A 20,869-nucleotide genomic window follows, 5' to 3' on the forward strand; every position below is an offset into this window, starting at 1 on the left:
GACCCGCACCCGGTAGGTTGGTCGACGTGACCGGCCGCATCGCCATCGATGACACCGCCCCTGCGATCCCCGGCGGCCGCTCGGCCAAGGCCGTGGTCGGCGAGGTGTTTCCGGTGCGCACCGTGGTCTGGCGCGAGGGGCATGACGCCGTCTCCGCCACGCTCGCGGTGCGCGGCCCCGGCTCGTCGCGGATAACCCGCATTCGGATGACGCCGGACTACGAGCCGGACGTCTTCAATGCCACCTTCGTACCCAACCTGCCCGGCACATGGACCTACCGCATCGAGGGTTGGAGCGATCCGATCGCCACCTGGCGGGCGGCGGTAGAGGCGAAGCTGGCCGTCGGACAGAGCGCCGCGGATCTCGCCAACGACCTCGAACTCGGCGCCCGGCTGTTCGAGCGGGCCGCGCAGGCGGTGCCCAAGAAGCAATTCGAGCGCTTACGCGCCGCCGCGACGGCCTTGCGCGCCGCCGAACAGCTGCCCGCCCGGGTCGCCCCCGCCTTCAGCGCGGAGGTCGCCGAGATCCTGCGCAATACGCCATTGCGGGACATGGTCACTCGCGGCCCGCAGCATTCAGTGCTGGTGGAACGTCAACGCGCACTGTACGGCTCGTGGTACGAGTTCTTCCCGCGCTCGACCGGCGGCCGCGATGCGGCTGGCAACCCGGTCCACGGCAATTTCGCCACCGCCGCAAAGGAATTGCCGCGGATCGCGGGCATGGGCTTCGATGTGGTCTACCTGCCGCCGATCCACCCGATCGGTGAGATCAACCGCAAGGGCCGCAATAACACGCTCGCCGCCGAACCCGGTGACGTCGGATCCCCGTGGGCGATCGGGTCGAAGCAGGGCGGGCACGACGCGGTCCATCCCGAACTCGGCAGCACCGCAGACTTCGCCGAATTCGTGGCCACCGCAAACGAACTCGGCCTCGAAGTCGCGCTCGACCTGGCACTGCAATGCGCACCGGATCATCCGTGGGTCGCCGCGCACCCGGAGTGGTTCACCACCCTCCCGGACGGCACGATCGCCTACGCCGAGAATCCGCCGAAGAAGTACCAGGACATCTACCCGGTCAACTTCGACAACGATCCGGACGGGTTGTACGCCGAGGTATTGCGCGTCGTCCGACACTGGATCGGCTTGGGCGTCAAGATCTTCCGCGTCGACAACCCGCACACCAAGCCCGCCGACTTCTGGGAATGGCTCATCGCGACCGTGCGGCGCGCCGATCCCGATGTGATCTTCCTGTCCGAGGCATTCACCCGACCGGCCCGGCTCTACGGTCTTGCCCGCCGCGGATTCAGCCAGTCCTACACGTATTTCACCTGGCGCGTCGCCAAATGGGAACTGACCGAATTCGGCAACGAACTGGCCGCCAAGGCCGACGAGGCCAGACCGAATCTGTTCGTCAACACCCCCGACATCCTGCACGAAAGTCTGCAGCACGGCGGTCCCGGCATGTTCGCCATCCGCGCGGTGCTGGCCGCGACCTTGGCTCCGACCTGGGGCGTCTACTCCGGATTCGAACTCTTCGAACATCAGGCGGTGCGCCCGGGCAGCGAGGAATACCTGGATTCGGAGAAGTACGAGTTGCGCCCGCGCCCATTCGCCGAGGCGCTGGCGCGCGGAGAATCATTGGAGCCGTGGATCACTCGGCTCAACGAGATTCGCCGCGCGCATCCGGCGCTGCAGCAGTTGCGTTGCATCCACTTCCATCACGTCGACAATGACGCGCTGCTGGCCTATTCGAAGGTCGATCCGGTCAGCGGTGACGCGGTCCTGGTCGTGGTGAATCTGAATCCCTATGGCGCCGAATGGGGGATGATCTCGCTCGACCTGCCCGCCATCGGCCGCGAATGGCACGACCATCCGGTGGTCTTCGACGAGGTCGGCGGCGAGGAATACCATTGGGCGCAGACCAATTACGTGCGACTGGATCCGGCCAACGCGGTCGCCCACATTCTCACGCTGCCCGCGGTATCCCAGCAGGCGCGCGCGGAACTTGCCTTCCGGAGGACATTTCGATGAAGCGCCGCGATCTGATGTTGCTCGCGGCGGGCACCCACACCGATCCGCATACCGTGCTCGGCGCGCACCCGCATCCCGACGGCACCATAGTGCGGGTGCTGCGCCCGCATGCCGATACGGTGTTCGCCCGCGTCGGCGGCGTCGACCACCCGCTGAAGTCGTTGGGGCACGGCATTTTCGCCGGTGTCGTACCGCATCCGGACCTGATGGACTACCGCATCGTCACCAATTACCAAGGCGGACAGACGATCGTCAGCGCGGACGGCTACCGGTTCCTGCCCACCGTCGGCGAGTTGGATCTGCATCTCATCGGCGAGGGCCGCCACGAACACCTGTGGGATGTGCTCGGCGCGCACCCGCGCAGCTACACCACCCTCGACGGTGTGGTGGACGGGACCTCGTTCGCGGTATGGGCACCGAATGCCCGGGGTGTCACCGTGATCGGCGATTTCGACAGTTGGAGCGGGAACAGCGCACCGATGCGTTCGCTCGGATCCTCCGGGATATGGGAGGTCTTCGTGCCGGGTGTCGGCGTCGGCACCAAGTACAAGTTCCGGGTGCACGGCGCGGACGGACGCACCGTCGATCATGCGGATCCACTCGCCTTCGCCACGGAGCTGCCGCCCGCGACGGCATCGGTGGTCACCGAAAGCGATTACGTGTGGTCCGACGGTGACTGGATTTCGACCCGCGAACGCACCGACCCGACCCGCGCCCCGATGAGCGTCTACGAAGTGCACCTGGGCTCGTGGCGTCCCGGCCTGGGCTACCGCGAATTGGCCGATCAGCTAGCCGATTACGTGCGCGCGGCCGGATTCACCCATATCGAACTGCTGCCGATCGCCGAGCACCCGTTCGGCGGCTCCTGGGGCTACCAGGTCACCTCGTACTACGCACCCACCGCCCGCTTCGGCTCCCCCGACGATTTCCGTGCCTTCGTCGACCGCATGCACGCCGCAGACATCGGCGTACTGCTCGACTGGGTGCCCGCACACTTTCCCCGTGACGAATGGGCGCTGGCGCGCTTCGACGGCACCGCGCTCTACGAGCACGCCGACCCGCGCCGCGGCGAGCAACTCGACTGGGGCACCTACATTTTCGACTTCGGCCGCAATGAGGTGCGCAACTTCCTGGTCGCCAATGCGCGGTACTGGATCGAGGAATTCCATATCGACGGACTGCGCGTCGACGCGGTCGCCTCCATGCTGTACCTGGATTACTCACGCGCCGAAGGCGAATGGGAGCCGAATGTGCACGGCGGCCGGGAAAACCTGGAGGCCGTCGACTTCCTGCAGGATCTCAACGAAACCGTGCACCGCCATCATCCCGGCGTCGTCACCATCGCGGAGGAATCCACCACCTGGCCCGGTGTCACCCGCGGCGCCGATGTCGGCGGTCTCGGCTTCACCATGAAATGGAATATGGGATGGATGCACGACACCCTTGGCTATCTGGGGCGCGATCCGATCCACCGCTCCTGGCACCACAACGAGATCACCTTCTCGCTGGTGTACGCGTGGAGCGAGAACTATGTGCTGCCCATCAGTCACGACGAGGTCGTACACGGCAAGGGCACCCTCTGGACCAGAATGCCCGGCGACGACTTCGCCAAGGCCGCGGGCGTACGCGCACTGCTGGCCTACATGTGGTCGCATCCCGGTAAGCAGTTGCTGTTCATGGGCCAGGATTTCGGCCAGTTCCGGGAATGGTCGCACGATCGCGGTCTGGACTGGCACGAACTGGAAAACCCACTGCACCAGGGCATTACGGCCGCCGTCCGGGATCTGAACGCGGTCTATCGCGCCCATCCCGCGCTGTGGAGTCAGGACACCAGCCCCGGCGGCTACTCCTGGGTCCAGGCCGACGATCGCGACAACAATGTGATCGCCTTCCTGCGCTACGGCTCCGACGGTTCGGCCATCGCCTGCGTCTTCAACTTCTCCGGCTCCGTGCACGGCGAATACCGCGTCGGCCTGCCCACCGCAGGCACCTGGCGCGAAATCCTCAATACCGACGCCGTCGAATACGGCGGCTCCGGCATCGGAAACCTGGGCGGCGTCAAGGCAACCGATGACCCCTGGCACGGCCGACCGGCTTCGGCCACCGTGGCGCTGGCCCCGAACACCGCGATCTGGCTCGCCCCCAGTGCCCAGCTGGACCTATCCTGCGGTGCTCGCTAGGCCGTTTCCGACGGCCGCCGCCCCGGCTCGACCGCCCCGATGCGATCGGCGGATAGAGCCCGGCGATCGCATCGGCACCGGTTATCTGCCGAGGCCACGCACGCCCGGCGCCCGGATCAGTACAGCGCGGCAGCCAGCTTGCGACGGGCCGCGACCACGAAAGGCTCTGCCGGGTCGAACAATTCGAAGAGTTCGAGCAGCCGGGTGCGCGCCTTGGTGCGATCGTCGCCCGCCGTCTTCTTGATCACGGCGATCAACCGGTCGAACGAGGCCTCCGGCTGCTGGCTCAGCATTTCGACATCGGCGGCGTCCAGGGCCGCGTCGACATTGGCCGGATCGGCATCGGCAGTGGCGATCGCGGAATCCGAAACGGCCTGGGCCCGGGACAGGAAGCGCAGCTGACGCAGCGCGCTCTTCGCCTCCTCATTGCCCGGCTCCGCGGCGATAATGGCCTCATAGGCCGCTTCGGCGCCGGCCAGGTCACCGTGCTCCAGTGCCGCCTCCGCGGCAGTGAAACGCGGGTCCTCGGATGGCGGGGACTGCTCACCGCCCTCGAGCTGACCGCCGACCGCCTCGACGACCGCGCTCAACCATTGCCGAACCTGCGGCTCCGGCTGGGCGCCCTCGAAATCCGCGAGCGGACGGCCACCGGCCACCGCGATGACCGTCGGAATGCCCTTCACACCGAACGCCTGCGCGATCCGCATATTGGCCTCGGCCTCGACCGTCGCCAGATCCCACGCGCCCGCGCCCTCCTGGACGAGCCGCTCCAGCGTCCGGACCAGCTCGACGCTGCCCGGGCTGCGCTGCGAATACAGCGCGACGACCACCGGCACCTGAGTGGATCGGCGCAGCACCTTCGTTTCGAAATCCGCTTCGGAGACGGCATAGTCGCCGCCGCCGCCCGCACCCGACGCCCCGGCCGGGGGCTGCTTCAGGCTGGACAGATCCACCGCACCGGACATGGCGGCGGCGACGGCTGGCGAAGGGCGGCGGGCAGCAGGTCGAGTCACGGTTTCCAGTTTGTCACGGCGTGACCGACGCCGGGGCTCCGGAGTCGACGGAAGTGACCTCGCTCAGCTCACCGAGCTTGCCCGCGCGCACCGCCCACACCTCGAACAGCACGGTGAAGAACGGCGGAATGCTGGACAGCAGCGCGAGCACCGTGGTCTTGGTGTTCCAGGCCAGCTCGCGGGCCGCGAGGATCGCGGTGATGACGAACAGGATGAAGATGATGCCGTGCGTCATCCCGAACACCTTGACCGGCCAGAGCACCGGGTCGGGGAGGCGCTTGAACACCATGCCGACGATCAGGAAGACCCAGGAGATCGCCTCCAGCACGGCGATGAAGCGGAACCGCTTGGCCACGGTGCTCAAGTCGAAGAAATTGCCCATGGCCACCATTGTGCCGGACTGCTACGACGGGCCGTAGTTGAACCGGTCACATCTGAACTCCGTCGACCCGATGGATGCCGGATCGACGGAGACGAGAACTACACCTTGATGATCAGCGCGTCGCCCTGACCGCCGCCGCCACAGAGCGCCGCCGCACCGATACCGCCGCCGCGGCGCTTCAACTCCAGCGCCAGATGCAGCAGGATGCGCGCACCGGACATGCCGAGCGGGTGACCGATGGCGATCGCACCACCGTTGACGTTCACCTTCTCCGGATCGATGCCCAGCTTCCGGGTGGACGCGATACCGACCGCAGCGAACGCCTCGTTGATCTCCACCAGATCCAGCTCCGCGGGCGAAATACCTTCGCGCGCACAGGCCTTGGCGATCGCATTGGCGGGCTGATCCTGCAGCGTCGAATCCGGACCGGCCACCACACCCGCGGCGCCGATCTCGGCGATCCAGCTCAGGCCGAGCGACTGCGCCTTTTCCTTGCTCATCACGACCACCGCGGCCGCGCCGTCGGAGATCTGCGAGGCCGTGCCCGCGGTGATGCTGCCGTCCTTGCGGAAGGCCGGGCGCAGCTTGCCCAGCGATTCGACGGTGGTGTCCGCGCGAATGCCCTCGTCGGTGCCAACCACAATCGGATCGCCCTTGCGCTGCGGCACCGAGACCGGGACCACCTCGTCATCGAAGACGCCGTTCTTCCACGCCGCCGCCGCACGCTGATGCGAGGCCGCCGCGAACGCATCCTGATCCGCCCGGCTGACCGGCTCGGCGTCGTTGCGCTGTTCGGTCAACGCGCCCATCGGCTGGTCGGTGAAGATGTCGTGCAGGCCGTCGTAGGCCATGCTGTCGCGCAGCGTCACATCGCCGTATTTGTATCCCTCCCTGCTCTTTTCGAGCAGATGCGGGGCCTGGCTCATGGATTCCTGACCGCCCGCGACGACGATCTCGTACTCACCCGCCCGGATCAGCTGATCCGCGAGCGCGATCGCGTTGATACCGGACAGACACACCTTGTTCACTGTCAGCGCGGGCACATCCATCGGAATGCCCGCGGCCACGGCCGCCTGCCGGGCCGGGATCTGCCCCGCGCCCGCGGTGAGCACCTGGCCCATGATCACGTAGTCGACCTGCTCCGGTGCGACGCCGCCCTTCTCCAGTGCTGCCTTGATGGCGAAACCACCCAGGTCGGAACCGGTGAAGTCCTTCAGACCCCCGAGCAGCCGACCTACCGGGGTACGCGCACCGGAGACGATCACGGTTGTGGTCACGACGAGCCTCGCATTCATTGATCGCAAACAGCGTCGCGCACCGAGCACTCGCGACGTAAACCTCTGTACTCAACGGTAGCTTGTCCTACTCGAACGCCCCCTACCAGGTACGCGCTACGTTCGAGGGGTGAGCAATGTTATCGACCCGTCGAATTTCATCCCCGGCGATTACATCATCGCCGTCGACCACGTAGGCATCGCCGTACCCGACCTGGATGCCGCAATTGCCTGGTATGCCGACAATCTCGGCATGATCGAGACCCACCGCGAGGTGAACGAGGCCCAAGGCGTGCACGAAGCGATGCTGTCTTTGCCCGGCGCACCGGACGGCGCGACTGCCCTACAGTTGCTGGCGCCGCTCGACGCGGACTCCACCATCGCCAAGTTCATTGATCGCAGCGGCCCGGGCCTGCAGCAACTCGCCTATCGCGTCACCGATATCGAGGCCGTTTCCACGTATCTTCGTGATCGAGGTCTGCGTTTGCTGTACGACGCCCCGCGTCACGGAACCGCCGATTCTCGCATCAATTTCATTCACCCGAAGGATGCTGGCGGTGTGCTGATCGAGTTGGTCGAGCCGAACGCGAATGTTACGCACTAGTATCAAGATCGGGCCTGAAAAACTCGTCCCGATCACATTCGCGGTCGAGTCACCATGAGGTGCAAGTAGGCTGTAGTTTGTGTGCCATGTCGTCACCTGAGTCCGATCGCAATCGCTTCGTTGCACTGCCCTTCACCGTTGTGCGCAAGGGTTATGCGCAAGACGAGGTACGCAACTACTTCGACCGTTTCGATGCCGAGTTAAGGGTCACCGCCACAGATCGGGATGCCGCTGCGGCGCAAGCCCGTAACCTCGCCAGCCAGCTGGAGGACGCGCGGGACGAGATCGACGAGCTCCGTAAGGAAGTCGATCGCCTTTCGGTTCCGCCAACCACCGCGGAAGGCATGTCCGACCGCATCTCTCGGATGCTGCGACTGGCTTCCGACGAGGCTTCCGAGGTCCGCGCGCTCGCGCAGGCCGAGGCGGCGGAAATGGTGTCGATCGCCGAGCAGCAGGCCACCGAAATGCGTGGTAAGTACGAATCGCTGCTCGCCGAGACCAAGGAGAAGCGCGAGGCGCTCGAGATCGAATTCGAGCAGACCCTGGCGAATGCGCGTACCGAGTCCGCCAAGATCATCGAGGCCGCTCAGGCCGAGGCCGACCGCCTCGGCAAGGAAGCCGATGCCAAGCGCAAGGCGACCCAGCAGGACTTCGAGGCCACCATGGCGGAGCGTCGCACCAAGCTCACCCGCGCCATGGAGGAGCTCGAGGCCACCAGCCGCGCCGAGGCCGCTCAGCGGATCAAGGACGCGACCGACGAGTCCAACCGCCTCATCACCTCCGCCACCCAGACCTCCGAGCGCAAGATCGCGCACGCCAAGGAACTCGCCGAGGAGATGCGCGTGCTGCGCGGCCGGGTGCTCGCCCAGCTGCTCGGTATCCGCGGCCAGCTCGACTCCGTGCCCGCCATGCTCGCGGCCGTCAACCGGGAAAGCGAACTGCTGGACGGGGTTCCGGATCAGCGCAAGTCCATCGGCGGCGGCACCAAGTCGGTAACCGGCGGTTCGCGCACCAAGGCCATCCCCGAGGTCTCGGCCGAGGAAGACGACATCGACGCCGACGAGCGCGAGAACGCCGAAATCACCAACTGACGACGGCGGGCTGAGCGGCGACAAACGCAACACCCCAACCGAATTCACACCAAGGCCGCCCCACACCCGGGGCGGCCTTCCTAATATCCGGACATCACCCACTACGGGACATACACCGCCACAACGATATTCAGCCCCACCGAGACGCCCACCGCCCCTAGAACATTCGCCCCGTACTCTGTAGCTACCTCGAGAGCCCCTCAGCCGCAAAAGAACCCGTAGACCCACTCCGGCGCGCGCTGACCATCAACTGCGATCATGGCTTCGTGGGCGAATACCGCTGACATGTCGACGGCCTTGCCGACACCACGCCTGGTAACTCTCGGCTTCTGAGTAATTCGGCGTCCGCACTTCCGATTTGGCCGACCGCGAGTTGACGTAACGCGCCACCCGGCACGCCACCGCGTCCCGAAGATCTCAGCCCCCAAACCAATACGAGCGCTCATCCGAATCGAGCATGGTGCAGAACACTTTACCGTCCAATCAGCTGTGTTCCAATTCTGCCTCTGCCCCATCTCGATCCTCACGACCTGCTTGCCCGCCTGTGCCAGTCGTCGATGACGACCACCAGCGAATCCACAGACGCGAACCCATCCGCTGGGCAACCTTGTTTTCCCGGCGCTGCCGATTTGGTCCGTCTGGACCGCAGCAGCCCTTCGCACGACAGGCCCACCGAGGTCCACATGCAAACCCACGTCAGCACGCGCACCCGCCCGCAGGCACATTCCCGCTAGGCAGCACATCCACGCACCCACACGCATCCACCGCGGCAGGCACACCCACGCCCTCATGCGCATTCACGGCGGCAGGCACACCCACGCCCTCATGCGCATTCACGGCGGCAGGCACACCCACGCCCTCACATGCGTTCACGGCGGCAGGCACACCCACGCCCTCACGCGCATTCACGCCCATAGGCAGCACACACACCCCCGCATCCACGCGCACCGACACCCCGCAGACACACCCACGCGCACCCCGCCCTCACGCGCACCCACTCCCGCACGCGCACCCCACACCCTCACGCGCATTCACGCCCGCAGACACACCCACGCGCTCCGCTCCCACGCCCGCGGAACACACCCACGCACCCACGCGCATTCATGTCGGCAGGCACACTCACGTCACCACGCGCATTCATGTCGGCAAGCACACCAACGCCCTCAAGCGCATTCACGCCCATAGACACACCCACGCACCCACGCACCCACGCGCATTCGTCCTCGATCCGGTCGGCAACGGAGTTCGAGTACGCCGCCATCTTCACCCGCGTTCGGACAGCACGACCAAGCGCGCCCGGCCGTCGCTCGGATCCGGCACTCGCCGCACATATCCGGCGCGTTCAAGCTGATCGACGAGGAATCCGGCGCGGAACACCCACGCCCACAGGCACACCCACGCACCCACGCGCATTCACACGTCACCACGCACACTCACGTCACCACGCACATTTACGTCGGCAGACCCCCACGCCCCCACGCGTACCCAGGCCCGTAGGCATATCCACGCCCGCACGCGCACTCAACGCCCGCAGATACACCCTTTTCCAAAGGTGCGAATTCTGACTGCAGACACGCACCCATTTGCCTCCGCCGCACACCGTCTGCGCCTGGCCGGCACTGACGACGTGGCGAATCCCTGGCAACGCGCGGTGCATTGGTTGCTCTGGGGCGCAGGGGATTCAGGACCAGCGGCGGGTGATGCGGCGGGTGCGGCGGCCGTTCCAGCAGCCGCGGTGCCAGTGTCTGCGGTCGTCTTCACCGCCGTCGACCGCCCAGGCGACGATGTGGGCCACCCCGGGCAGGATCTCGTGATCGCACCCGGGGCAGCGATAGGTTTTGATGGCCCGGCTACCCGGAATGGTTCGCACGATGTACATATCATCGCTGTCCGGCCCGGCCTCCCGCCGACCGAAGACATCACCGATCGGCGACACGCCCTCCGGCGAGCGGCCCACCTGAGGTTCCGTCCGCGGTTTCCGTCGAGGCATTCCATAAGCCTAGGTCGTGACCGACTTCACGCCGCACGCACAGTCCGTCCCCTCCAGCACCCGCGACCTCCCGCGCCACACCTTCACCCGGCGACATCCGCAGCGACCAAACTGATGCGCAGCGACCATACTCATGCGCTGCGAGCGAACTCATACCCGCCGACCGAACTCATGCACGGCGACCGAACCCTCGCACGGCGGGCGAACTCATGCACGGCGACCGAACCCTCGCACGGCGGGCGAACTCATGCACGGCGGGCGGACCCATGCATGGCGGGCGGACCCATGCGGTGAGCGAACCCACGCACGGCGACCGAACCCACGCGGTGAGCGAACCCACGCGCAGAGCTCGTGCGCAGCAAACGAACTCATCCGCCACGGCTCGTGGGAGGGAGAGGAACTAGAACAGGCGGAATTCGTTGCTCTCGGTGCCGCGTAGGGCGTCGTAATCGAGGGTCAGGCAGCGGATGCCGCGGTCTTCGGCGAGGGTGCGGGCTTGGGGTTTGATCTGTTGGGCGGCGAAGACACCGGCGACCGGGGCGAGCAGTGGGTCACGGTTCAGGAGTTCGAGGTAACGGGTGAGCTGTTCGACGCCGTCGATTTCACCACGGCGTTTGATCTCGACGGCCACAGTGGCGCCGTCGGCATCGCGGCAGAGCAGATCCACCGGGCCGATGGCGGTCATGTACTCGCGGCGAATCAGTGTGTAACCGGGCCCGAGGGTTTGCACGTGTTCGGCGAGCAGCTCCTGAAGATGAGCCTCCACACCGTCTTTCACCAGACCAGGGTCCACGCCCAGTTCATGCGCGGAGTCGTGCTCGATGTCCTCGATGGTGATGCGCAGTTCCTCACCCGCCTTATTGGTAACCACCCAGAAGGCCTTGGCCCCCTCGGGCACCGCATCACCGTCGCGCTCTTCCAACCAGCACGGTGGACTCATCCAGTTCAGCGGCTTATACGAGCCGCCATCGGAATGTACGAGCACCGAACCGTCGGCTTTGATCAGCAACAATCGGCGGGCCATCGCAAGATGGGCGGTGAGTCGCCCTACGTAGTCGACCTGACAGCGAGCAATCACTAGGCGCACCCAAGCACTGTAGGGGAGCGCCCGGTCCGGCGCGGCGTCACCCCTGTCGCATCGACCGTCAGCCCATGAGCAGGATTGCCGCGAGGAACGCGCTCACGGCGAGCAGACCGGATTCGACCCGGGTGAGTCGGCGGGTAGACGCCGCCTTCGCGCGCAGCATGCCGAAACCGACCGCGGTTCCGATGACGAATGCCAACAGATGACCGACATTGGTGAAGGTCCGTTCGATCAGCACGCCTTCGGCCGCGACGATGAACCACACAGTGGACCAAGCGATTCGCCAGCGGTGTGGAATGGCGACCACGATCGCCCCGACCAACGCCATGGCGCCATAGCTGACGCCGACGTCCTGCGCCCAGCGGATGCTGGCGGGCAACCAGTCGACCTCGATCGCGATCCACAGGCCGACGGCCACAAGAAGCGTGGCGCCGATATGTCCAGCCAGGAACACCCGCACCATATGCACCGCGCCGAAACGCAGCTCGGCGAGTGCCAGCAGACAACCGAGCAACGGAATCAGCACCCAGGCGGCGCTGACATCGCCGATCACCAGTGCGCTCGACAGCACGGTGCCGACTCGGCCATCCAGCAGATTGTGCAGATTCGTGCTCGCATGCAGCACAACCCGCGCCTGCGCCGACTCGCTGAGCGCCGAGAAGACCGCGGTGACCGCGACAAGAGCCGCCAGATATCCGAACGTCGCCGGGAGCCTCAGCTGCCACCAGCGTGAGCGAAGCGGTCTGAGGGGAACGACCGGCGCGCGGTCTGCGGTTGTCGTCGCTGCGACCATCAACACCTCCATGCGCATCGACCGTTCCTGCTCGGAACCTGCCGACGCTGATTACTACCTTCTGTCATTCTCCATCATGGACACCGGAGCGCCGCATAGGGTGACTGTTCCCTGTGAGGTTGCTACGAAACCTCGTGCCGCACAACGTGCAAAGAGAATATGACGCAAAAAGGCCCCCAACTGTGTTGGGGGCCTTTCGCAAGGATGTTCCGGCGGTGTCCTACTCTCCCACACCCTGTCGAGTGCAGTACCATCGGCGCTGGTGGCCTTAGCTTCCGGGTTCGGAATGGGACCGGGCGTTTCCCCACCGCTATAGCCGCCGTAACTCTATGAAACTATCCACACAATGTGTGTGTTGTTTCAGATACTGCACAGTGGACGCGTAGCTTCTTTGTTGGTAAGTCCTCGGCCGATTAGTACCAGTCACCTACACCCGTTACCGGGCTTCCAGTTCTGGCCTATCAACCCCATGGTCTGTGGGGGGCCTTAACCACTCGAAGGTGGTGAGAAACCTCATCTTGGAACAGGCTTCCCGCTTAGATGCTTTCAGCGGTTATCCCTTCCGAACGTAGCTAACCAGCAGTGCCCTTGGCAGGACAACTGGCACACCAGAGGTTCGTCCGTCCCGGTCCTCTCGTACTAGGGACAGCCTTCCTCAAGTTTCTGACGCGCGCGGCGGATAGAGACCGAACTGTCTCACGACGTTCTAAACCCAGCTCGCGTGCCGCTTTAATGGGCGAACAGCCCAACCCTTGGGACCTACTCCAGCCCCAGGATGCGACGAGCCGACATCGAGGTGCCAAACCATCCCGTCGATATGGACTCTTGGGGAAGATCAGCCTGTTATCCCCGGGGTACCTTTTATCCGTTGAGCGACACCGCTTCCACTTGCCGGTGCCGGATCACTAGTCCCGACTTTCGTCCCTGCTCGAGCTGTCACTCTCACAGTCAAGCTCCCTTGTGCACTTGCACTCGACACCTGATTGCCAACCAGGCTGAGGGAACCTTTGGGCGCCTCCGTTACATTTTAGGAGGCAACCGCCCCAGTTAAACTACCCACCAGGCACTGTCCCTGAACCAGATCATGGCCCGAGGTTAGAGGTCCAATACGATCAGAGTGGTATTTCAACGACGACTCCACACACACTGGCGTGCATGTTTCACAGTCTCCCACCTATCCTACACAAACCGTACCGAACACCAATACCAAGCTATAGTGAAGGTCCCGGGGTCTTTTCGTCCTGCCGCGCGTAACGAGCATCTTTACTCGTAATGCAATTTCGCCGAGTCTGTGGTTGAGACAGCAGAGAAGTCGTTACGCCATTCGTGCAGGTCGGAACTTACCCGACAAGGAATTTCGCTACCTTAGGATGGTTATAGTTACCACCGCCGTTTACCGGGGCTTAAATTCTCAGCTTCGCCACCGAAGCAGCTAACCGGTCCTCTTAACCTTCCGGCACCGGGCAGGCGTCAGTCCGTATACATCGTCTTACGACTTCGCACGGACCTGTGTTTTTAGTAAACAGTCGCTTCTCTCTGGTCTCTGCGACCACACCCAGCTCCCGAAGTAAATCCGTTCACCAGACGTGGTCCCCCTTCTCCCGAAGTTACGGGGGCATTTTGCCGAGTTCCTTAACCACAGTTCTCTCGATCGCCTCAGTATTCTCTACCTGACCACCTGTGTCGGTTTGGGGTACGGGCCGTGTACCAACTCACTAGAGGCTTTTCTCGGCAGCATAGGATCACTGAATTCACCTCAATCGGCTACGCATCACCTCTCAGGATATACGAGTGGCGGATTTGCCTACCACTCTCCCTACAGGCTTACACCAGTACAACCACTGACTGGCCCAGCTACCTTCCTGCGTCACCCCATCGCTTGACTACTACAGCAAGGGTCGTATGCAGCCACTTCCAGCTCCCCGAAGGGAGTCCATCCGCTTTTGGATACTTAGCACCACTGATTCGCCATTGGGCGCGGATACACGGGTACGGGAATATCAACCCGTTGTCCATCGACTACGCCTGTCGGCCTCGCCTTAGGTCCCGACTCACCCTGGGCGGATTAACCTGGCCCAGGAACCCTTGGTCATTCGGCGGACGAGTTTCTCACTCGTCTTTCGCTACTCATGCCTGCATTCTCACTCCCACAGCCTCCACAACTAGCTCACGCTGCTGCTTCCATGGCTGTAGGACGCTCCCCTACCCATCCACACCACTGCACCACAAACCGTAATCTATGGCGGATGTATTGTGTGAATGCCGCGGCTTCGGCGGTGTACTTGAGCCCCGCTACATTGTCGGCGCAGAATCACTTGACCAGTGAGCTATTACGCACTCTTTCAAGGATGGCTGCTTCTAAGCCAACCTCCTGGTTGTCTTCGCGACTCCACATCCTTTTCCACTTAGTACACGCTTAGGGGCCTTAGCCGGCGATCTGGGCTGTTTCCCTCTCGACTACGAAGCTTATCCCCCGCAGTCTCACTGCCACGCTCTCACACACCGGCATTCGGAGTTTGGCTGATTTCGGTAAGCTTGTAGGCCCCCTAGACCATCCAGTAGCTCTACCTCCGGTGTGAAACACGTGACGCTGCACCTAAATGCATTTCGGGGAGAACCAGCTATCACGGAGTTTGATTGGCCTTTCACCCCTACCCACAGCTCATCCCCTCAGTTTTCAACCTAAGTGGGTTCGGGCCTCCACGACGTCTTACCGTCGCTTCACCCTGGCCATGGGTAGATCACTCCGCTTCGGGTCTAGAACACGCGACTGGAAACGCCCTATTCGGACTCGCTTTCGCTACGGCTACCCCACACGGGTTAACCTCGCCACATGCCACTAACTCGCAGGCTCATTCTTCAAAAGGCACGCCATCACCCACAGCGACAAAGTCACTCGCAGGCCCTGACGGATTGTAAGCGCACGGTTTCAGGTACTATTTCACTCCCCTCCCGGGGTACTTTTCACCTTTCCCTCACGGTACTAGTCCGCTATCGGTCACCAGGGAGTATTCAGGCTTACCGGGTGGTCCCGGCAGATTCACAGCAGATTTCACGGGCCCGCTGCTACTCGGGCATCATCCACAACAGCCGTTGAGTTTTCGTCTACCGGACTATCACCGTCTATGGCAGGCCGTTCCAGACCACTTCAACTAACACAACGGTTTCTGACTGTCGCCCAGACCGGCAGATCTGAGAAGAATGACCCCACAACCCCAAGAACACAACCCCTGCCGGGTATCACATGCTCCTGGTTTAGCCTCATCCGCTTTCGCTCGCCACTACTCACGGAATCACTATTGTTTTCTCTTCCTGTGGGTACTGAGATGTTTCACTTCCCCACGTTCCCTCCACACACCCTATATATTCAGATGCGGGTAACACGACATCACTCGTGCTGGGTTTCCCCATTCGGAAATCCTCGGATCTCAGCTCGGTTGACAGCTCCCCGAGGCTTATCGCAGCCTCCTACGTCCTTCATCGGCTCCTGGTGCCAAGGCATCCACCGTACGCTCTTAAACACTTACAAACAAAGATGCTCGCGTCCACTGTGCAGTTCTCAAACAACACACCCACCCGAACCAGAACCCAGGACCAACCAACAACTTCCGTCGCCGGCGGTATCACAAGAGATCCGAGCAGATCGTTATTTTGCTCCGAAAGAAACACTCGCGTGTTCTCTCAGGACCCAACAGTGTGCCGATATATCCACCGCGATACGAGACTCAGCTCGTACTATGTGCGAAAGAAATTGTCAGTGTTCCACCCATGAGCATCCGCAGTTCTACATGTGAGAACTAAACGGTCTCTGCCAGAACAACATCCAACCTCTGTTGGCATGTCTGGAGAAGTGCTCCTTAGAAAGGAGGTGATCCAGCCGCACCTTCCGGTACGGCTACCTTGTTACGACTTCGTCCCAATCGCCAATCCCACCTTCGACGGCTCCCTCCCACAAGGGGTTAGGCCACCGGCTTCGGGTGTTACCGACTTTCATGACGTGACGGGCGGTGTGTACAAGGCCCGGGAACGTATTCACCGCAGCGTTGCTGATCTGCGATTACTAGCGACTCCAACTTCACGGGGTCGAGTTGCAGACCCCGATCCGAACTGAGACCGGCTTTAAGGGATTCGCTCCACCTCACGGTATCGCAGCCCTCTGTACCGGCCATTGTAGCATGTGTGAAGCCCTGGACATAAGGGGCATGATGACTTGACGTCGTCCCCACCTTCCTCCGAGTTGACCCCGGCAGTCTCTCACGAGTCCCCGCCATAACGCGCTGGCAACATAAGATAAGGGTTGCGCTCGTTGCGGGACTTAACCCAACATCTCACGACACGAGCTGACGACAGCCATGCACCACCTGTACACCAACCACAAGGGGGCACCTATCTCTAGGTGTTTCTGGTGTATGTCAAACCCAGGTAAGGTTCTTCGCGTTGCATCGAATTAATCCACATGCTCCGCCGCTTGTGCGGGCCCCCGTCAATTCCTTTGAGTTTTAGCCTTGCGGCCGTACTCCCCAGGCGGGGTACTTAATGCGTTAGCTACGGCACGGATCCCGTGGAAGGAAACCCACACCTAGTACCCACCGTTTACGGCGTGGACTACCAGGGTATCTAATCCTGTTCGCTACCCACGCTTTCGCTTCTCAGCGTCAGTTACTTCCCAGAGACCCGCCTTCGCCACCGGTGTTCCTCCTGATATCTGCGCATTTCACCGCTACACCAGGAATTCCAGTCTCCCCTGAAGTACTCTAGTCCGCCCGTATCGACCGCAAGCCCACCGTTGAGCGGTAGGTTTTCACGAACGACGCGACGAACCGCCTACAAGCTCTTTACGCCCAGTAATTCCGGACAACGCTCGCACCCTACGTATTACCGCGGCTGCTGGCACGTAGTTGGCCGGTGCTTCTTCTACAGGTACCGTCACTTGCGCTTCGTCCCTGTCGAAAGAGGTTTACAACCCGAAGGCCGTCATCCCTCACGCGGCGTCGCTGCATCAGGCTTCCGCCCATTGTGCAATATTCCCCACTGCTGCCTCCCGTAGGAGTCTGGGCCGTGTCTCAGTCCCAGTGTGGCCGGTCACCCTCTCAGGTCGGCTACCCGTCGTCGCCTTGGTAGGCCATTACCCCACCAACAAGCTGATAGGCCGCGGGCCCATCTCGCACCGATAAATCTTTCCACCACAAGACATGCATCCTGAGGTCATATCCGGTATTAGACCCAGTTTCCCAGGCTTATCCCGAAGTACGAGGCAGATCACCCACGTGTTACTCACCCGTTCGCCGCTCGTGTACCCCGAAGGGCCTTACCGCTCGACTTGCATGTGTTAAGCACGCCGCCAGCGTTCGTCCTGAGCCAGGATCAAACTCTCCGTTGAAGACTCTCAACCACACCCTCCAAAAAAGGATGCAATCAGAAGAATTAACCAGAGTCCGAAAACCTTGGCAAAATCAAACGCCAACAAAAAATATTTGCTGACTAAATGTCCGACCCACCCAAACGGGGGTTTGAGGAGCCGGAACCAATAAAACTATTGGCACTGACATTCATCGACACACTATTGAGTTCTCAAAGAACACACGCACACACCATCTAGCGGATTTGAACCCGGTCGATCGGTGAGGCAACTTATCCAGCTTAGCTCAGCCGTGAACCCGAATCAAAATCGGGGTCTCGTTCGAGCTAGTGTGATCGTCAGGCGCTCAACGTCCTACCTCGTGTCCCTGGTCCTTCGCCCAGCCTTTCGGCTCAGCGCGTGGGCCCCGGGTCGGTGTCCGTGTCGCTCTGACTCGAATAAAGTTACGTGTCGGTGTGCACGATGTCAAATCGCCTGGTCAGGAACGCTTTTCGGCGCAAGGGCATCGTCGCCTGCCGTTCACATGATCAATCCGCCGCGCCGACTCGCTCCACCTGACCACCCAACGCCTGCAGCTGCTCGACGAAGTTCGGGTAGCCGCGGTCGATATGGAAGACGTCGTGCACCTCTGTGGTGCCATCGGCAACCAGACCGGCAAGTACCAATCCGGCGCCCGCCCGAATATCCGACGACCACACCGGCGCGCTCGACAGCCGCGGAATTCCGCGAACCACCGCATGATGTCCATCGGTTCGCGCATCGGCGCCGAGCCGGATCATCTCCTCCACGAATCGGAAGCGCGCCTCGAAGATGTTCTCGGTGATCATCGAGGTGCCGTCCGCGATCGCCGCCAGACCGATGGCCATCGGCTGTAGATCGGTCGGGAATCCCGGGAACGGCAGCGTCGAGAAGTTCACCGCACGCGGCCGATCGGCCTGGATCACCCGAAAACCGTCCGGTTCGAACGAAATGCGCGCACCGGCCGAGCGCAGCTTGTCCAGCACAAGCGACAGGTGTTTGGGGTTCACGCCGGTCACCCGGACATCGCCCATGGTCATCACCGCGGCAATCCCCCAAGTCGCGGCAACGATCCGGTCACCGATCACCTGGTGCGTCGTCGGTGCGAGACGCTCGACCCCCTGAATGGTGAGCACCGACGTGCCCGCGCCACTGATTCGCGCCCCCATCCGAACGAGCATGTTGCACAGATCGACGATGTCGGGTTCCCGGGCCGCGTTATCGATGACCGTCTCCCCCTCGGCCAGCACCGCCGCCATGAGGATGTTCTCGGTCGCGCCCACCGAGGGAAAGTCCAGCCTGATCCGCGCCCCCTGCAGCTCATCCGCGCGCGCGACCACACAACCGTGCTCGATTTCGCTGGTCGCGCCGAGCAGACGCAGGCCTGCCTGATGCATATCCAACGGCCGCGAGCCGATGGCGTCACCGCCGGGCAGTGCGACAACGGCTCGCTTACACCGCGCCATCAGCGGACCGAGGACACAGACCGAAGCGCGGAACTGCGTCACCGCGGGAAAATCCGCGTGGTACTTGGGCTCCGCGGGCGTGTTGATCGTGACGACCGACCCGTCGATCGCGACGTCGCAGCCGAGGCCGCGCAGCACATCGCCCATCAACGGCACATCGAGGATGTCCGGGCAGTTCGTAATGGTGGTCGTGCCTTCGGCCAGCAATGCAGCCGCCATCAACTTGAGGACGCTGTTCTTCGCACCCCCGACCGCGACCTCACCGACGAGTCGATTCCCGCCAGTAACCAAAAACCGTTCCATGCCGCCTCTCCGCGTATTCGGCGCACTGTTGGTGCAAAGGATAGTTGCGTTGCGGGCCGGTGGTAGCAGTGCCGGGGTTATATCCAGGTAGCTGGGACACATTTCCGGGTGTCCAGCAACTTTTTGGGTGTGTCGGTGCGGATCGAACGGTTCACGAACCACCTTGTTCGCCACCAGGCTTCCATAACACGTCACCGCCCGGGTTGGCGACACGGCTGAGGATGAACAGCAGGTCGGAGAGACGGTTCAGGTACTTCGCCGGAAGGATATTCGTATCGTCCGGATGCGCCTGCACTGCCGCCCATGCCGAACGCTCCGCCCGCCGCGCCACCGTACGGGCGGTGTGCAACAGGGCGGCCAGCGGCGTACCGCCGGGCAGAATGAACGAATTCAGCGCGGGCAGTTCGGCATTGAACTCATCGCACCAGGCTTCCAGACGATCGATATACGGCTGGGTGATTCGCAGCGGCGGATACTTCGGCTCCTCGAGCACCGGGGTGGAAAGATCCGCGCCCGCATCGAACAGATCGTTCTGCACCTGGCGCAATACCTTCAGCAACTCCGGGGCCGGGTCACCGAGCGCCACGGCCACACCGATAGCGGCATTCGTTTCGTCACAGTCGGCATAAGCGACCAGCCGCGGATCGGTTTTGGCCACCCGCGAGAAATCGCTGAGACCGGTCGTCCCATCGTCGCCGGTCCGCGTATAGATCCGCGTCAGGTGCACATTCACGAGTTCAGCCTAGAGTCCGGGCAGCCGACGGGTGCGATCCGAGGGCCGGGATTCGACCCAGGAGAGGAAGGCTGCCAGTGAGCCACGGTCCAGGGCCAGTTCGTAATTGCCGTCGCTATCGGAAACCGCGGTAACCGCGATCTCGTCGGTCATGATGTCGTATTCGTCGCCACGCGGGCCGCGCCGATCACCGATCTCGATGCCCTGGCGCCGGATGGTGGAATCGGGGCCGAGTTTCAGACTGGAGAGTTTGTAGAAGACGAGGCGATCCTCGTCATACCGAATCAGACCGTGCCGCCAACCCTGCCCGCCGCGCGCGGGCAGCACTCGCAGAATCGCGGCGGTGCCGCCGCGGCGCAACATGATCAGCCGGTAGGTGGAGGCCAACGCCAAGAGAACGAGCGTGAGCACCAGAATGATCAGGAGAACCATCCCGGTCTGCAATGCCGTTCGTCCCTTCGTTCAACCGCCGTGTCGACGACACGGCATTCGATCGGCGGTGTTCGCAGGCCCTCCGTGGTTACGCAGGCTACCGCCTCCGGGCCTGAT

General features: G+C 62.9%; 13 protein-coding genes, 3 rRNA genes and 1 pseudogene. 4 read left to right on the forward strand and 13 right to left on the reverse strand.

Annotated features, from left to right (window positions below):
• Positions 1-26: 26 nt before the first annotated feature.
• Complete coding sequence (locus ACQP1T_RS33245; RefSeq protein ID WP_433756976.1) at positions 27-2,030, forward strand: maltotransferase domain-containing protein; 2,004 nt, start codon at positions 27-29, stop codon at positions 2,028-2,030.
• Complete coding sequence (gene glgB, locus ACQP1T_RS33250) at positions 2,027-4,210, forward strand: 1,4-alpha-glucan branching protein GlgB (RefSeq protein WP_433756977.1); 2,184 nt, start codon at positions 2,027-2,029, stop codon at positions 4,208-4,210. Before ACQP1T_RS33245 ends, glgB begins: the two co-directional genes overlap by 4 nt.
• 116 nt (positions 4,211-4,326) lie before the next feature.
• Here the strand turns inward: glgB and ACQP1T_RS33255 are convergent, their stop codons facing one another.
• The 3 genes from ACQP1T_RS33255 to ACQP1T_RS33265 form a co-directional block, all read right to left on the reverse strand.
• Positions 4,327-5,175 carry a tetratricopeptide repeat protein gene (locus tag ACQP1T_RS33255; RefSeq protein WP_433762458.1) on the reverse strand — a complete coding sequence of 283 codons (849 nt, stop codon included), beginning with the start codon at positions 5,173-5,175 and terminating at the stop codon, positions 4,327-4,329.
• Positions 5,176-5,236: 61 nt separating this feature from the next.
• On the reverse strand, positions 5,237-5,614 hold the full coding sequence (locus ACQP1T_RS33260; RefSeq protein WP_433756978.1) for a DUF3817 domain-containing protein: 378 nt from the start codon (positions 5,612-5,614) through the stop codon (positions 5,237-5,239).
• Between the two features lie 89 nt (positions 5,615-5,703).
• Positions 5,704-6,882 carry an acetyl-CoA C-acetyltransferase gene (locus ACQP1T_RS33265; RefSeq protein ID WP_433756979.1) on the reverse strand — a complete coding sequence of 393 codons (1,179 nt, stop codon included), beginning with the start codon at positions 6,880-6,882 and terminating at the stop codon, positions 5,704-5,706.
• Between the two features lie 127 nt (positions 6,883-7,009).
• Here ACQP1T_RS33265 and mce point away from each other — a divergent pair, with 127 nt between their 5' ends.
• On the forward strand, positions 7,010-7,483 hold the full coding sequence (gene mce, locus ACQP1T_RS33270; protein ID WP_433756980.1) for a methylmalonyl-CoA epimerase: 474 nt from the start codon (positions 7,010-7,012) through the stop codon (positions 7,481-7,483).
• A gap of 86 nt (positions 7,484-7,569) precedes the next feature.
• Entirely contained in the window at positions 7,570-8,574 is a 1,005-nt protein-coding gene (locus ACQP1T_RS33275; RefSeq protein ID WP_040687167.1) for a hypothetical protein, read from the forward strand.
• A 1,266-nt stretch (positions 8,575-9,840) separates the two neighbouring features.
• Here ACQP1T_RS33275 and ACQP1T_RS33280 read toward each other — a convergent pair.
• The 10 genes and pseudogenes from ACQP1T_RS33280 to ACQP1T_RS33325 form a co-directional block, all read right to left on the reverse strand.
• Positions 9,841-9,942: pseudogene (locus ACQP1T_RS33280) on the reverse strand (winged helix DNA-binding protein); the annotation flags it as partial.
• A gap of 313 nt (positions 9,943-10,255) precedes the next feature.
• Positions 10,256-10,564, reverse strand: a complete 309-nt coding sequence (locus ACQP1T_RS33285) for an ATP/GTP-binding protein (protein WP_433756981.1) — start codon at positions 10,562-10,564, stop codon at positions 10,256-10,258.
• Between the two features lie 400 nt (positions 10,565-10,964).
• Positions 10,965-11,651 (reverse strand): endonuclease NucS, encoded by a 687-nt coding sequence (gene nucS, locus ACQP1T_RS33290; RefSeq protein WP_433756982.1) that lies wholly within the window; start codon positions 11,649-11,651, stop codon positions 10,965-10,967.
• Positions 11,652-11,709: 58 nt separating this feature from the next.
• The gene (locus ACQP1T_RS33295; RefSeq protein ID WP_433756983.1) at positions 11,710-12,441 is read right to left on the reverse strand and encodes a rhomboid-like protein; all 732 of its coding nucleotides are present in this window, start codon (positions 12,439-12,441) and stop codon (positions 11,710-11,712) included.
• A 207-nt stretch (positions 12,442-12,648) separates the two neighbouring features.
• Positions 12,649-12,765: ribosomal RNA gene (gene rrf / locus ACQP1T_RS33300) — 5S ribosomal RNA — on the reverse strand.
• 69 nt (positions 12,766-12,834) lie between these two features.
• Positions 12,835-15,970: ribosomal RNA gene (locus ACQP1T_RS33305) — 23S ribosomal RNA — on the reverse strand.
• A gap of 332 nt (positions 15,971-16,302) precedes the next feature.
• Positions 16,303-17,821 (reverse strand): 16S ribosomal RNA (locus ACQP1T_RS33310).
• The 16S, 23S and 5S rRNA genes sit together here, the layout of an rRNA operon.
• 506 nt (positions 17,822-18,327) lie before the next feature.
• Positions 18,328-19,587, reverse strand: coding sequence for a UDP-N-acetylglucosamine 1-carboxyvinyltransferase (gene murA / locus ACQP1T_RS33315; protein ID WP_397031967.1), 1,260 nt, complete (start codon positions 19,585-19,587; stop codon positions 18,328-18,330).
• 151 nt (positions 19,588-19,738) lie between these two features.
• Positions 19,739-20,320: a cob(I)yrinic acid a,c-diamide adenosyltransferase gene (locus ACQP1T_RS33320; protein ID WP_433756984.1), complete on the reverse strand. Its 582-nt coding sequence runs from the start codon at positions 20,318-20,320 to the stop codon at positions 19,739-19,741.
• 9 nt (positions 20,321-20,329) lie between these two features.
• A complete protein-coding gene (locus ACQP1T_RS33325) occupies positions 20,330-20,752 on the reverse strand; it encodes a DUF2550 domain-containing protein (RefSeq protein WP_062982618.1) in 423 nt (140 codons plus the stop codon).
• Between the last annotated feature and the right edge of the window lie 117 nt (positions 20,753-20,869).

Origin of the sequence: Nocardia sp. CA-135398, from assembly GCF_050955845.1 — a bacterium.
GTDB lineage: Bacteria > Actinomycetota > Actinomycetes > Mycobacteriales > Mycobacteriaceae > Nocardia.